Source organism: Streptococcus hyointestinalis (assembly GCF_011039275.1).
Lineage (GTDB): Bacteria > Bacillota > Bacilli > Lactobacillales > Streptococcaceae > Streptococcus > Streptococcus hyointestinalis_A.
Genome location: NZ_JAAKGB010000001.1, coordinates 540,511 through 554,312, shown reverse-complemented (window position 1 = coordinate 554,312; position 13,802 = coordinate 540,511). Strand labels below are relative to the sequence as shown.

The following is a 13,802-nucleotide window of genomic DNA, read 5'->3' as shown; positions in this document are numbered from 1 at the left end:
TTGGCAGGCTTTTGCTAATCAAGACGCTAAAAAAGAGGGACAGCCCTCTTTTAGCTTTGGTCGCAAGAGTCCTTAGTAGACAGGCTCGAAAACTCTTTCATTACTTTGGGTATCACTTGAGAGATACTTGTCGGAAGCACGACATAAGCGTCCTTACTCAGTTTATCAGCGATATAGGAGTGCAGGTAAGCCGCAGCCACAACCGTCTCAAAGAGATTGTCCCTAAACTGGGCACAAAAGCCTGCAATCATCCCAACTAGCGTATCTCCCATGCCTCCTGTCGCTTGATAAGGACCACCCACACCAAGTGGACAAGCACTATCAACCGTATAAACTGCCGTTGCTTGGCTCTTTGCCACCAAAATGGTTCCTAGTGGAAAGTCTGCTAGCGCTGACTGACTATTTGCCGCACTTTGCTCCTCTATCCTAAGCCCAGACAAGCGTTCCCACTCTTTTTGGTGTGGGGTAAGAATGACCTTGTTCGTCTTTAGCGCCAGCTTATACCTAGCTAGTAGATTCAGAGCAGAGCCATCAATGATGAGCATTTGGGAAGCGTTGATATTTTCCAGAGTCGTCTCAAAAACCTTCTTTGCTAGCGTGTCCTCGCTCAAGCCAGAGCCGATAAGGATGACATCCGCCTGTCCGATAGCAGTCGTCAAGCGTTCTTTATCACTCATTTCAAACGCCATTGCCTCTGGCAGATGGGTATGCAGAGCTGTGATATTGTCTCTATCTGTAGCGACACTGACTAAGCCCGCTCCGCTATTGACACAGGCAAGAGCCGCCATGATGATAGCGCCACCATAAGGGTAGTGCCCTCCTATCAAAAGCACACGCCCAAAACTGCCCTTGTGGCTATCTCTAGGACGAGGCGTGATGACTTTTTGAGCTATCTCGTTCGCTCTAAGCATACTCTAAACTCCTAAGAGCTGCTTGATAGGTTTGCTCAAGGAGCATGGTAATGGTCATGGGACCCACGCCACCTGGCACTGGCGTGATGTAGCTTGCCAGCTCCTTGACCTCATCAAAGGCGACATCACCAATGAGCTTACCATCAGTGTCACGGTTCATACCGACATCAATCACGACTGCACCTTCTTTGACAAAATCCTTGGTCACAAAGTGTCCTTGACCGATGGCTACAATCAAGACATCCGCTGATTTGGCAACGTCAGCGAGATTTTGCGTACGAGAGTGGGTGAGTGTTACCGTTGCATTTTTAGCCAGCAAGAGCTGCGCCATGGGTTTTCCAACGATATTACTACGCCCAATGATAACAGCGTGCTTACCCTCAAGGTCAATATCATAGGCTGTTAGCATTTCCATGATACCAGCTGGCGTGCAAGGCACCATGATAGGGCGTCCGCTCCAGAGGTGCCCAGTATTGATAGGGTGAAAGCCATCCACATCCTTGTGTGGGTCAATTGCCATGATGACCTTTTTGTCATTGATATGCTCTGGAAGGGGCAACTGCACCAAGATACCGTGGATAGTGTCGTCTTGATTGTAGTCCTCAATCAAAGCAATCAAGTCCTCTTCGCTAATGCTACTTGGTACACGCTTGGTTTCGCTCTTAAAGCCTGCCTTTAGCGCTGAGCGCTCTTTATTGCGCACATAGACTTGGCTGGCTGGGTTGTCACCTACTAAAATCACCGCTAAGCCCGGTACTATGCCGTAGTCGTCCTTCATCTGTTGCACCTTGCTTGCTAGTTTGTCCTGCATTTGAGTAGCGAGTGCTTTTCCATCTATAAGTGTCATATCTTCTCCTTATCATCTCTTTTCTTTCTTATCATTATATCGAAAAGCCTTGCAAAACGCTATCATAATCACAAAAAATACCGCTTTCTAGCGGTATTTCTCTTATTTGACGGTTGTCATCAAGTAATCTCCAATATTGACACGCACCTCTTGGGTCAATAGGACATCGTCATAGTCAGCTGAGTTGGTCACAATGACGGGTGTGATGACTGGAAGCCCTGCGTCACGGATGGTTGCTAGGTCAAACTCTAGCAGTTTGTCGCCTGCTGTGACTTTTTGTCCCACCTCAACAAAGCTCTTAAAGCCCTTACCAGCCAGAGAAACAGTATCCATACCGACATGGATGAGGATTTCAGCGCCGTTTTCAGTGCGCATGCCGACAGCGTGCCCAGTCGGAAAGACTAGCGTAATCTCACCGTTGCTTGGTGCGACAACGGTTCCATCTGACGGATTGATAGCCAGACCTTTACCCATAGCGCCTGAGGCGAACACTTCGTCAGGGACATTGTCAAGAGCGACAACCTCACCAATCATAGGACTTGCAATAAGCTCTTGTTGCAGTTCTTTGAGCTCTGGCGTTGTTTCTTCTTGTGGCTGACTTTCTTTTGGCTCACCGTAAAGGTTTGGAATGGTGATGAATTGTGTGAGCACAAATCCAATGATAAGGTTAAGAGCCATAGCAATGACAAAGTGAACAGCGTTCATAGCGTTTGCTGAAGAGTAGAATGATGGAATCGCAAAGAGTCCCATACCGCCCCAGACATACATTTTGACATCAAATAAACCAAGATAAGCACCTGTGATTGCACCTGAAATACAGGTCATGATAAACGGTGTGCGCATAGGAAGGGTAATCCCGTAAATAGCTGGCTCAGTTACACCAAAGAGAGCTGAGATAAAAGCTGGAATGGCAAGCTCACGAACTTTTTTCTCCTTGGTACGAATCATGATGTTCAGAAGAGAGCCTGCTTGCGCAAAGCAGATAGTAAATGACGCTACCAAAATAACACTTTGATGTCCTTGTGATAGTTCTAAAAATACAAGTGGCACCAAGCCCCAGTGAAGACCAAACATAACAAGCACTTGCCAAGCCCCACCAAGGATAAGACCGTACAAGATTGGACTGACCTTGTAAAGGGAGGTAAAGATAAGTCCGACAAGGTCACTGGCGTAGTTCATGACTGGACCAATAGCTAGAAAAGCGAGTGGCACTGTAATCAAAAGCACACAAAACGGAACCAGAAAGACCTTGACCACATCAGGGATGATTTTCTTAAAGAAATGCTCCAGCTTAGCACCTACCCAAACCGTAAGGATAATCGGAAGCACTGTTTGCAGATAGCTAGAAGCAGGAAAGACAACGGGAATACCTAGAAAGTCAACACTGCCTTTTGAAAAGCTGGCTGCGATATTAGGATAGACAAGCGCAAAAGCCATCGCCATCGCTGTAAAAGGCTCCATCTTGAAACGCTTAGCTGAGGTAATGGCTAGAACGATTGGCAAGAACTGAAAGAGCCCGTCACCAGCGGCATTGAGGATGATGTAGGCACCTGCTGTATCCTTGACCCCACATGCTGCTAGGATAGCGACCAGCCCTTTTATCATACCTGACGCACACAGCACACCAAGCATAGGCTGGAAGATACCTGACACCAAGGAGATGAATTGGTCGAGAAGATTGCCTTTAGGGACATCCCCCTCATCCACATCGACACCACCATCGCCAGAGATACCAGCGACCTTGAGCACTGCCGCATAAACATCTGGGACGTGATTGCCAATAACAACTTGATACTGACCACCTGCTTTGACCACTGTCACGATACCATCACGCTGTTTGAGATAGTCGTCGTCAGCCTTGCTTTCATCTTTTAGGGTAAAGCGCAAGCGTGTCACGCAGTGAACGAGTTTTGCGATATTATCCTTACCGCCGACATGAGCCACAATATCTTGTGCTAAATCTGTGTAATCCTTAGCCATAAGAGCCTCCAAATAAAACTATTTTGCCTAAAAAGCAAACGAAAAAACCTAAACAAATATCAAATAAGACACTCCACCCCACGGTAAAAAGTCACTTATTTCATATTTATCTAGGTTTTGCCTGCTTATCAGTAACAATCCTTTTTGATGGTTCCATTATAGCAAACGCTTACACATAATGCAAGCGTTTTTTTGAAAAAAATTTTAAAAAAAGAGAAGACCTGCCCAGCCTTCTCTAAATAGTCTTTATGACGAACATTTCGTCTGCTAGTCCTTAACCCCGAGGGCTTTTTTGACCTCACCAACGGTTGCGGCTTCATCTGGATTGTCAAAGTGCATGACCTTAGTCCCGCCACCTGGGACATAAACGGTGACAGGGCTCATAGGATAGCCTTCTCTTGTAGTAAAGAATCCACCACCCTTATCAGCGATAATAATGGTATTGTCATTGACCTGTCGCATAGCAAAATACTCTCTAATCTCGGCTTTGCTATAGTTTGCCATGACTCTCTTGTAGACACTAATGGTGTAGTTTTCTTTGTGGCGTGGTTTGGTGCAGGTCGGCGCAGCCGCCTTAACTGCAAAAGACGAGCTGACTAGAAAAACAGACACAACAGCTAGCGTCGATAGACCTAAGATAACCTTTTTCTTCATCCTTTCCTCCTGTGACTTTAGAAATTTACTAATTTGTACTATAACAACTACATCACTATTAAACCAAAGGCTGTCTATCCTATCGTTTCCGTCTTTTTCCCTTTCTAACAGACGCCCCTTCAATTTTATTATATAACAAAACTCCCTCAAAAGCTAGATGTTACCAGCCTTTGAGGGAGTTTCTTTTATTTTTTAGCGTGTTTCATTTCTTCTTTGACAGGGCAGGCGCAGTTGCAATCTCCGCAAGACCCTTTTTGCTTGATGTATTGGCGAATGCCTAAAACAGCTGCCGATGCAATCAAGAGCGCAATGATAATCGTTGACATAAGACCTCCTATTCATTGACCAAGCCCAAAGTATCAAGGCTAATCACGGTTTCGTTTTGTTTTGGTTTTCTTACGACAAAGTAAGTCATGACAAGGACTAAAGCTAGCGCAACCACTGTCCAAGCCGTCACTGGTTTGCCATAAAAGAGCACCAAGCCAAACTGATAGATGACGAGACTGACTACATAGGCAAGCCCTGTCTGAAAACCAATCGCAGCTAGCGTCCAGCGCAGATCATTCATCTCACGCTTGATAGCTCCCATAGCCGCAAAACATGGCGCACAAAGCAGGTTAAAGGTCATGAAAGAGTAAGCAGCAAGCGCTGTGTAGTCCGCCTGCAGGCTGTGCCAGAGCGCCTTGCTGGTTTCTGTAGCGTCAGGATTGTGATAGAGGATACCAAAGGTCGCAACCACCGTTTCCTTGGCAGCTAGACCTGTAATAGCAGCCACGGTCGCCTTCCAATTGCCAAAACCAAGTGGGGTAAAGAGCCAAGCCAGTGAACGCCCTAGACTGGCTAGGATACTTTGGTCCGTCTCAACCGCCTGCAAGCTGAAATTATAAGAGCTTGTAAACCAAATCAAAATGGTCAGACTGAAAATGACCGTCCCAGCTCGCTTGGTAAAGCTGACGACCTTACTAAAAGCGTAGCGCAAAACCGCCATAGCCTTAGGCAGGTGATAACTTGGCAACTCCATGACAAAAGGACTAGCGTAGCCACCTAAGAAACTGGTCTTTTTCAGCGCAATCCCTGACAGCACAATGGCTACCATACCAAGGAAATAGGTACTTGGTGCCACTAGCGGATTGTGCGGGAAAAAGGCACCTGCAATCAAAGCGATAATGGATAGTTTTGCCGAGCAGGGCATGAAAGTGGCTGTCATGATGGTGATTCTTCTGTCACGTTCATTTTCAATGGTACGGCTGGACATGATACCTGGCACCCCACATCCTGTTGAAATCAACATGGGGATGAAGGATTTTCCAGAAAGACCAAAACGTCTAAAAATCCTATCCATGACAAAGGCGATACGGCTCATGTAGCCGATGTCCTCCAAAATGCCGAGACAGACAAAGAGCACAAAAATCTGTGGCAAGAAACCAAGAACGGTCCCCACCCCAGCGATAATCCCATCCACAATCAAGGACTGCAACCAAGGCGCTACCTTGAGCGCTTCTAAAAACTGATTGGCAGCATTTGGGATGTACTCGCCAAAGAGGACGTCATTGACCCAATCTGTCCCCATAGTCCCCACAGTCTGGATAGACAGGTAGTAAACCAAAAACATGACCATACCAAAAATCGGAAGCGCCAGCACACGATTGGTGACGACTTTGTCAATCTTATCAGACAAGGTCAGCTGAAATGCACCTTTTTGGCTCATTGCCATCTGACAGACACGCTCGATAAAGGCATAGCGCTCATTGATGACGATAGACTCGGCGTCCTCGGTGAAAATCTCCTCTGTGATAGCGATAATCTCATCAATATCAGAACGCTGAAAAGCTGAGAGATTGACTTCCTCTTGGATGAGTGGGTCACGCTCAAACAGCTTTATGGCATAAAAACGCTGTGAGCGCTCAGGCACACTGTTGCCAAGTACCTCGATGATTTGCGAGAGTGCTGCCTCAAGCTTGTCATCATAGGTCGGCATTACCACTTCATCCACACTGGCTTTTGTCGTTTGCTTCGCTTTAGCAAGCGCCTTGGTGACACCAGTTCCCTGCGTAGCACTGGTGAGCACAACAGGCACACCCAGCTGATAGGACAGTTTATCCACTGAAATGCTCTTGCCTTGGTGCTTGAGCACATCTGCCATGTTGAGCGCCAGCGTCACAGGTATACCTGTCTCGATGAGCTGAGTGGTCAGATAGAGATTGCGCTCCAGATTGGTGCTGTCGACCACGTTTAAGATACTGTCTGCATGCTGGCTAAGCAGATAGTCTCTCGCCACCTTTTCTTCTGGCGTATAGGGCGACATGGAGTAAATCCCTGGCAAATCCTGCACGAGGACATCCGCCTGCTTTTTAACTGTACCGCTTTTACGCTCAACGGTAACCCCTGGCCAATTTCCCACACGCTGATTAGAGCCTGTTAGGAGATTGAAAAGGGTCGTTTTACCACTATTTGGATTTCCAATTAAGGCAATTTCTGTCACTGTTCTTCTCCTTTTTCACTTGGTAGAACTGCAATGAGCTGGGCTTCAGACTTTCTAAGGGTCAGCTCGTAACCACGAAGCGTTAACTCCAGTGGGTCGCCTAGTGGTGCCACTTTTCTCAGATAAATCTTGGTGTGGCGTGTCAATCCCATATCCATCAAACGTCGCTTGGTCTCGCTGCTCGCATAAATCCCTTCGACATAAGCATAAGAGCCCACGCTCAAGTCCGACAATGGAATGGACTGCTGCTTGTCATCTTTACAAACAGCAACATCTATATGACTTGTAATCGAGCTATCAAAGGCTAGGCGACTCCCTTTTAACATCATAATGGCGCTGCTTTTTGTCTTTGCCACAAGGCGCAGACGGCTCCCCACAGTCAGCCCCAAATGCGAGAGGTGCTTGACACTCTCTTTTGGAAGGTCAATGCCTAGAACTTCGTAGTCAATCCCAAGTTTGGCATCTTGTAAAATCAACTTCTTGTCCTCCATAAACATAGACTATCAACTACTTTGACTATTATATCACAAAGAAACCCTCAATTTACTGAAAATTCAATATTATAATCATTATAAAAAGCCGAACCAAGGTTCGGCTACAGTCATTAGAGCACTTTGCTGAGGAAATCTTTTGTCCGTTCTTCTTTAGTATGCTCAAAGACCTCTTCTGGTGTGCCTTCTTCGATGATGTGTCCACCATCCATGAAAATCACACGGTCAGCCACCTCACGAGCAAAGCCCATCTCGTGCGTGACAATAACCATGGTCATCCCAGACTTGGCAAGATCCTGCATAACTCCTAGCACCTCACCGACCATCTCTGGGTCAAGCGCTGAGGTTGGCTCGTCAAACAAGAGCACATCAGGATCCATAGCTAATCCACGTGCGATAGCAATACGCTGCTGCTGACCACCTGATAAACTCTGCGGATTGGCGTCTGCCTTGTCACGAAGCCCGACCTTCTCAAGCAACTCATAAGCTTTCTTTTGAGCGCTTGCCTTATCAATACCCTTTGTCTTGATAGGAGAGAGCGTGATGTTATCTAAAACAGACATGTTCAAAAAGAGGTTAAACTGCTGAAAGACCATACCCATCTTTTCACGCATTTTAAAGATGTCGTTTAACTTATCGGTGATGTCCACACCTTCAAAGTGAATCGTCCCTTTTGTTGGCACCTCAAGCAAATTCATGGTGCGCAAAAAAGTGGATTTCCCAGAACCAGATGGTCCGATAATAGCAATAACCTCGCCCTTATGCACATCAAGGTCAATGCCTTTTAGCACTTCATTTTTGCCAAAAGACTTGTGTAAATCTTTGATTGAAAGAATGGTTTCTGTCATGCCTTGCTTTCTCCTTTACCTAAGCGATTCTCCATGAGTTTTAACAACCAAGTAAGCACCGTCGTCACAATCAAATAGTAAAAGGCAGCAAACAAGTAAGGTGTCAAAGGAATGTAAGTTTTAGCTTGAATGGTTGTTGCACCACCCCAAAGTTCCATGATACCAATCGTTTGTAAAAGCGAGCTGTCTTTAACAATTGTGATAAATTCATTCCCCAAAGCAGGCAAAATATTTTTCAGCGCTTGCGGTAAAATGACATAACGCATAGCTTTTAGCGGGCGAATACCAAGAGAGTAAGCTGCTTCTAGCTGCCCTTTTGGCACAGCGTCAATCCCAGCTCGAACAATCTCAGAAACGTAAGCCCCGCTGTTCAGTGACAAGATGACAATCCCTGGCATAATCCGTGAGAAGTCCATATCAATCACACCAAAGCCAACGGTTGGCAAGCCATTGAAGAAACTCATCCAGGCAAAGGCGATGGCGATTTGCACCAACATCGGTGTCCCACGAAAGACCCAGACATAGAAACTCACAAGCCATTTAAAGATTTTAATTTCATGTCCATTGATGACCCAGTGGCTGCGCTTGATAAGAGCGGCTAAAACCCCGATAATCGTCCCAAAAAAGACCACGCAGACTGAAATCATAATCGTGACAAGCACGCCATAGTTAAAATAATCAAGATATTGCGGTATGAATGAAAAATCCATAAAGCTTTCTTCTCCTTTTTGATGATATGGAGAATATTATACTACATCTTGAATAAAAATACAATACCTAACTTTCATTTTTCTTTTATTTTTTATTATCACAACGAGGCTTGTTGATTTTATAAGCGAAACATCCTACAAATCCCCCCCGATAACAGAACAAGCCAGTACTTTTAGGTCATACATAGCACAACTTCCTCTATCGCATAAAATTGCAAAAAAAGCAAGTCAAACGTTTCTATCTCTAATAAAAAATCCTGAGCACTGCTCAGGACATCATGATTTAATACAACAAATCGTAAATTTCCATCGCAATCAAATCAATGCTATCAAATGAATAGGTCTCACGTGCATTGACGTCACGAAGTGTGAAAACAGGTCCGTTTTCAGCATCGTTGCTAAAAGATACCTCTGCCACAACAACACCATCACGCTCAAAATTACGTTTAAGATTACCACCATCTGTTGCCATCAATTCTAAACGATTGATGATTCTCACCAAATGTGATTCCATTTTAGTTCTCCTCTAAGTTTTTAATCACTCTTATTTTACCATAAAAAGCGCTCTTACGACAAGAAAAAGTGTCATTCTCTTGTTTGACAGCCGAATTAGCACTCTTATCTTTGAGTGCTAATTTTACAATCTTTTCACTTGCATTCTACAAAAGGGGTGCTATAATAAGATTATGAAGTTTGACCAACTTTGACTAATAACTAGGTCAAGTGTGGTAGAGCACGTCTAGCTTTACTGCTAATAGTGATTAAGAGAAGAAAGGGGTATTCTATGCTCTGTCAAAATTGTAACTTAAACGAAGCAACTATTCACCTCTATACTAATGTTAATGGTCAACAAAAGCAGGTTGACCTTTGCCAAAACTGCTATCAAATTATCAAAACAGATCCTAACAACGCCTTTTTTGCAGGCTTAAATGACGCAAACAACAATCGCCAACAAAATCAAGCCAGTGGTATCAATCCTTTCTTTGACGATTTCTTTGGCGACCTCAATAACTTCCGTGCCTTTGGCGGTCAAGATTTGCCAAATACACCTCCGACACAGTCTGGTGGTAATCGTGGTGGCAACGGCAACAACAACCGTCCAAATGGTCAGCAAGCAAACAATCAACCACAAGGTCTCCTAGAAGAGTTTGGTATTAACGTCACTGACCTTGCTCGCCGTGGCGATATTGACCCTGTCATCGGACGTGACAGCGAGATTGTGCGTGTCATTGAGATTTTGAACCGCAGAACCAAAAACAATCCTGTCCTCATCGGTGAACCTGGTGTTGGTAAGACTGCCGTTGTGGAAGGCTTAGCGCAAAAGATTGTGGACGGAGATGTCCCTCAAAAACTCCAAGCCAAGCAAGTTATCCGCCTTGATGTGGTGAGTCTCGTGCAAGGTACCGGCATTCGTGGGCAATTTGAAGAGCGTATGCAAAAACTCATGGAAGAAATCCGTGAGCGAAAAGACGTTATCCTCTTCATCGATGAAATTCACGAGATTGTCGGAGCAGGCTCAGCAGGCGATGGCAATATGGACGCTGGAAATATCCTAAAACCAGCACTTGCTCGTGGCGAATTGCAACTAGTCGGTGCAACCACGCTCAATGAATACCGTATCATCGAAAAAGACGCTGCGCTTGAGCGTCGTATGCAACCTGTCAAGGTCGATGAGCCAAGCGTTGATGAGACCATCACCATCCTAAAAGGTATCCAAAAGAAATACGAAGATTACCACCACGTCAAGTACAGCGACGAAGCTATCAAGGCTTCTGCTATCCTATCTAACCGCTATATCCAAGACCGTTTCTTGCCCGACAAGGCGATTGACCTCTTGGACGAGGCGGGCTCTAAGATGAACTTGACCCTTAACTTTGTCGATCCTAAGGAAATTGACCAGCGCTTAATTGAGGCAGAAAATCTCAAAGCGCAAGCCACACGTGACGAAGACTTCGAGCGTGCTGCTTACTTCCGTGACCAGATCGCCAAATATAAGGAAATGCAAAAGCAAAAAATCGATGACCAAGACACACCCATCATCACCGAAAAAACAATCGAGCATATCATCGAAGAAAAAACCAACATCCCTGTTGGTGATTTGAAAGAAAAAGAACAGTCTCAATTGATTAACCTAGCTGATGACCTGAAAAAACACGTCATCGGACAAGACGACGCTGTTGATAAAATTGCTAAAGCCATCCGCAGAAATCGTGTAGGACTTGGCTCACCAAACCGCCCAATCGGAAGCTTCCTCTTTGTCGGACCGACAGGTGTCGGAAAGACTGAGCTGTCTAAACAACTAGCAATTGAGCTCTTTGGTTCAGCAGACAGCATGATTCGCTTTGACATGAGTGAATACATGGAAAAACACGCTGTCGCAAAACTGGTCGGAGCGCCTCCAGGATATGTCGGCTACGACGAAGCGGGGCAATTGACCGAAAAAGTCCGCAGAAATCCTTACTCGCTCATCTTACTAGATGAGGTCGAAAAAGCACATCCAGATGTAATGCACATGTTCCTTCAAGTGCTCGATGATGGACGTCTCACAGACGGTCAAGGACGCACGGTCAGCTTTAAGGACACCATCATCATCATGACCTCAAACGCAGGGACTGGCAAGACCGAAGCCAGCGTTGGTTTTGGCGCTAGTCGTGAAGGACGCACGCACTCTGTGCTTGGTGAGCTTGGCAACTTCTTTAGCCCTGAGTTTATGAACCGTTTTGATGGTATCATCGAGTTTAAGGCACTTAGCAAGGACAATCTCCTTCATATCGTTGATCTTATGCTTGATACCGTCAATAGCCGCCTTGCGGTTAATGACATCCATCTCGATGTCACAGACAAGGTCAAGGAAAAACTGGTTGACCTTGGATACGATCCAAAAATGGGTGCTCGTCCACTACGTCGTACCATCCAAGACTACATCGAAGACGCTATCACTGACTTCTATCTTGAACATCCTAGCGAAAAACACTTGAAAGCTGTCCTCAACAGCAAGGGCGACATCTTTATCAAGTCTGCTAAAAAACACGAAAAAGCCAGCGAAGAAGTCGCAGCTAACTAAATCACCAAAAGCAATCTTCTTAGGAAGATTGCTTTTTTAAGACAAAATTACAGAATTTTCTTTCAAAATTTAGTATAATACCACTAAGGATTATTTTGAATCAGAAGGAGACCCTATGAGCATTCCGACCTTTGGAGAAAAAAAAGACGACGTCACTTACTCAGCCCGCTATGGTGTCTATGCCATCATCCCAAATGAAGACAAAACACAGCTTGTCCTCGTCCAAGCTCCTAACGGCTCTTGGTTTTTACCAGGTGGTGAGATTGAAGCTGGGGAAAATCAGCTCAAAGCGCTCGAGCGTGAGTTGATTGAGGAGCTGGGCTTTACAGCGACTGTTGGCTACTACTACGGTCAGGCTGATGAGTATTTTTACTCTAGCCACCGTGACACCTACTTCTATAACCCAGCCTACCTCTATGAGGTGACAAACTACGCCGTAGCAGGTAAGCCTTTAGAGGATTTCAACCATATCGCTTGGTTTGACATTGAGGAAGCCAAAAGAAAATTAAAACGTGGCAGTCACCGCTACGGGGTCGAAGAATGGCAAAAAAAACATCATTAAAACCGCAATTTTACGGATTTTCCATCCAATAAGTGCTATAATAGAACAAAGAAAACGATAGGAGGTTCCCTATGAGGCTCATCAATACAACCAGTAGCCATGCCGAGTTGGTTCAAGGGCAACTCACAAATACCGATGCTACTCTGGTCGAAACTTACTCAGCTGGCAATACCGACGTGGTCTTTACCCAAGCCCCTTACCACTATGAAATCTTGATTTCAAACAAATACCGTGCTATCAAGGACAGTGAGCTTGAGGCTATCCGTGAGTTTTTCCTCAAGCGAAAAATTGACCATAACATTGCGCTTTTAGACAAGATAAAAACCTTGCACACAGCCAATTTGATTGAAATCTCCATCCCTGCTACAAGTTAAAAAGCTGATTTTCAGCTTTTTTATTTTATGACAACATAAAAAACACTTGAGTAACTCAAGTGTTTTTTGATGTATTATTTGACGAAGTCAAGAAGAGCAAGGAAGCTTTCTGCTTCAAGAGAAGCTCCACCAACCAAAGCACCATCAACGTCTGGGCAAGCCATGTAAGCTGCAACATTTTCAGGTTTCACAGAACCACCGTATTGGATACGTACTTTGTCAGCAACGTCTTGACCGAAGTCTTTAGCGACAACATCACGAACTGTTTTACACATGTTTTGAGCGTCGTCTTGAGTCGCTGATTTACCAGTACCGATAGCCCAGATTGGCTCGTATGCGATAACTGTAGCAGCGACTTGTTCAGCGCTCAATCCTGCAAGAGCTGCTGATACTTGGCTACCAACGAACTCAGCTGCTTTACCAGCTTCATAAGTTTCAAGAGATTCACCACAGCAGATGATTGGAGTCATACCGTTTGCAAAGATAGCTTTTGCTTTTTTGTTGATGTCTTCGTCTGTTTCATGGAAGTAATCGCGGCGCTCTGAATGACCGATTACCACATAGTGAACACCCATTTCAGACAATACTTTTGGAGATGTTTCACCGGTGAAGGCACCAGCATCTTCAAAGTAGCAGTTTTGGGCAGCCACTTTTAGGTCAGAGTCTTTTGCGAACCACAATAAGGCATTCAAATCAACGGCTGGCGCTGCAATAGCTGCCTCTACTTGATCAGCCGCAGGCAATTTACCTGCAATCGCCTCAACAAAGGCTTGTGCCTCCTGAGGGTTTTTGTTCATTTTCCAGTTACCAGCGATAAATGGTTTACGTGACATTTCACATACCTCTTCTTTTTTTATTTACTTGTTTATTTTATCACAT

Annotated in this window: 14 protein-coding genes; 3 read left to right on the top strand and 11 right to left on the bottom strand. The window is 45.1% G+C overall.

The genetic code is table 11. The annotated features are described in order from the left end of the window. Positions 1-50 precede the first annotated feature (50 nt). The 10 genes from G5B60_RS02955 to G5B60_RS02910 form a co-directional block, all read right to left on the bottom strand. Positions 51-911, bottom strand: a complete 861-nt coding sequence (locus tag G5B60_RS02955) for an NAD(P)H-hydrate dehydratase (protein WP_164682581.1) — start codon at positions 909-911, stop codon at positions 51-53. After that, a complete protein-coding gene (locus G5B60_RS02950; protein ID WP_164682579.1) occupies positions 904-1,758 on the bottom strand; it encodes a bifunctional methylenetetrahydrofolate dehydrogenase/methenyltetrahydrofolate cyclohydrolase in 855 nt (284 codons plus the stop codon). Before G5B60_RS02950 ends, G5B60_RS02955 begins: the two co-directional genes overlap by 8 nt. Positions 1,759-1,860: 102 nt before the next feature. Then, entirely contained in the window at positions 1,861-3,738 is a 1,878-nt protein-coding gene (locus G5B60_RS02945; protein ID WP_164682578.1) for a beta-glucoside-specific PTS transporter subunit IIABC, read from the bottom strand. A gap of 267 nt (positions 3,739-4,005) precedes the next feature. Beyond that, positions 4,006-4,392, bottom strand: a complete 387-nt coding sequence (locus tag G5B60_RS02940; protein WP_164682576.1) for a hypothetical protein — start codon at positions 4,390-4,392, stop codon at positions 4,006-4,008. A gap of 185 nt (positions 4,393-4,577) precedes the next feature. Then, positions 4,578-4,718 (bottom strand): FeoB-associated Cys-rich membrane protein, encoded by a 141-nt coding sequence (locus tag G5B60_RS02935; RefSeq protein WP_164682574.1) that lies wholly within the window; start codon positions 4,716-4,718, stop codon positions 4,578-4,580. An 8-nt stretch (positions 4,719-4,726) separates the two neighbouring features. Then, the gene (feoB, locus tag G5B60_RS02930; RefSeq protein WP_164682572.1) at positions 4,727-6,874 is read right to left on the bottom strand and encodes a ferrous iron transport protein B; all 2,148 of its coding nucleotides are present in this window, start codon (positions 6,872-6,874) and stop codon (positions 4,727-4,729) included. Next, complete coding sequence (locus G5B60_RS02925) at positions 6,871-7,350, bottom strand: ferrous iron transport protein A (protein ID WP_164682570.1); 480 nt, start codon at positions 7,348-7,350, stop codon at positions 6,871-6,873. Before G5B60_RS02925 ends, feoB begins: the two co-directional genes overlap by 4 nt. A 128-nt stretch (positions 7,351-7,478) precedes the next feature. Continuing rightward, positions 7,479-8,213: an amino acid ABC transporter ATP-binding protein gene (locus G5B60_RS02920; RefSeq protein WP_164682568.1), complete on the bottom strand. Its 735-nt coding sequence runs from the start codon at positions 8,211-8,213 to the stop codon at positions 7,479-7,481. Further along, positions 8,210-8,923 (bottom strand): amino acid ABC transporter permease, encoded by a 714-nt coding sequence (locus G5B60_RS02915; protein ID WP_164682565.1) that lies wholly within the window; start codon positions 8,921-8,923, stop codon positions 8,210-8,212. Before G5B60_RS02915 ends, G5B60_RS02920 begins: the two co-directional genes overlap by 4 nt. 283 nt (positions 8,924-9,206) lie before the next feature. Then, positions 9,207-9,437 (bottom strand): DUF1797 family protein, encoded by a 231-nt coding sequence (locus tag G5B60_RS02910; RefSeq protein WP_115270511.1) that lies wholly within the window; start codon positions 9,435-9,437, stop codon positions 9,207-9,209. Positions 9,438-9,707: 270 nt separating this feature from the next. Here G5B60_RS02910 and G5B60_RS02905 point away from each other — a divergent pair, with 270 nt between their 5' ends. The 3 genes from G5B60_RS02905 (at position 9,708) to G5B60_RS02895 (ending at position 12,923) form a co-directional block, all read left to right on the top strand. Then, positions 9,708-11,987 (top strand): ATP-dependent Clp protease ATP-binding subunit, encoded by a 2,280-nt coding sequence (locus tag G5B60_RS02905; RefSeq protein ID WP_164682563.1) that lies wholly within the window; start codon positions 9,708-9,710, stop codon positions 11,985-11,987. Positions 11,988-12,102: 115 nt separating this feature from the next. After that, positions 12,103-12,549, top strand: a complete 447-nt coding sequence (locus G5B60_RS02900) for an NUDIX hydrolase (protein ID WP_164682561.1) — start codon at positions 12,103-12,105, stop codon at positions 12,547-12,549. 71 nt (positions 12,550-12,620) lie between these two features. Then, positions 12,621-12,923, top strand: coding sequence for a DUF1827 family protein (locus tag G5B60_RS02895; RefSeq protein WP_164682559.1), 303 nt, complete (start codon positions 12,621-12,623; stop codon positions 12,921-12,923). Between the two features lie 74 nt (positions 12,924-12,997). On the opposite strand, the gene tpiA is transcribed toward G5B60_RS02895, so the two are convergent. Further along, a complete protein-coding gene (tpiA, locus tag G5B60_RS02890) occupies positions 12,998-13,756 on the bottom strand; it encodes a triose-phosphate isomerase (RefSeq protein ID WP_164682557.1) in 759 nt (252 codons plus the stop codon). Positions 13,757-13,802 lie beyond the last annotated feature (46 nt).

Excerpts from the sequence above, each read along its gene's own strand:
- G5B60_RS02905 (WP_164682563.1), top strand. The coding sequence starts at position 9,708 with ATGCTCTGTCAAAATTGTAACTTAAACGAAGCAACTATTCACCTCTAT.
- G5B60_RS02935 (WP_164682574.1), bottom strand. The coding sequence starts at position 4,718 with ATGTCAACGATTATCATTGCGCTCTTGATTGCATCGGCAGCTGTTTTA.
- G5B60_RS02955 (WP_164682581.1), bottom strand. The coding sequence starts at position 911 with ATGCTTAGAGCGAACGAGATAGCTCAAAAAGTCATCACGCCTCGTCCT.
- G5B60_RS02900 (WP_164682561.1), top strand. The coding sequence starts at position 12,103 with ATGAGCATTCCGACCTTTGGAGAAAAAAAAGACGACGTCACTTACTCA.
- tpiA (WP_164682557.1), bottom strand. The coding sequence starts at position 13,756 with ATGTCACGTAAACCATTTATCGCTGGTAACTGGAAAATGAACAAAAAC.
- G5B60_RS02950 (WP_164682579.1), bottom strand. The coding sequence starts at position 1,758 with ATGACACTTATAGATGGAAAAGCACTCGCTACTCAAATGCAGGACAAA.
- G5B60_RS02920 (WP_164682568.1), bottom strand. The coding sequence starts at position 8,213 with ATGACAGAAACCATTCTTTCAATCAAAGATTTACACAAGTCTTTTGGC.
- G5B60_RS02910 (WP_115270511.1), bottom strand. The coding sequence starts at position 9,437 with ATGGAATCACATTTGGTGAGAATCATCAATCGTTTAGAATTGATGGCA.
- G5B60_RS02945 (WP_164682578.1), bottom strand. The coding sequence starts at position 3,738 with ATGGCTAAGGATTACACAGATTTAGCACAAGATATTGTGGCTCATGTC.
- G5B60_RS02915 (WP_164682565.1), bottom strand. The coding sequence starts at position 8,923 with ATGGATTTTTCATTCATACCGCAATATCTTGATTATTTTAACTATGGC.
- G5B60_RS02895 (WP_164682559.1), top strand. The coding sequence starts at position 12,621 with ATGAGGCTCATCAATACAACCAGTAGCCATGCCGAGTTGGTTCAAGGG.
- G5B60_RS02940 (WP_164682576.1), bottom strand. The coding sequence starts at position 4,392 with ATGAAGAAAAAGGTTATCTTAGGTCTATCGACGCTAGCTGTTGTGTCT.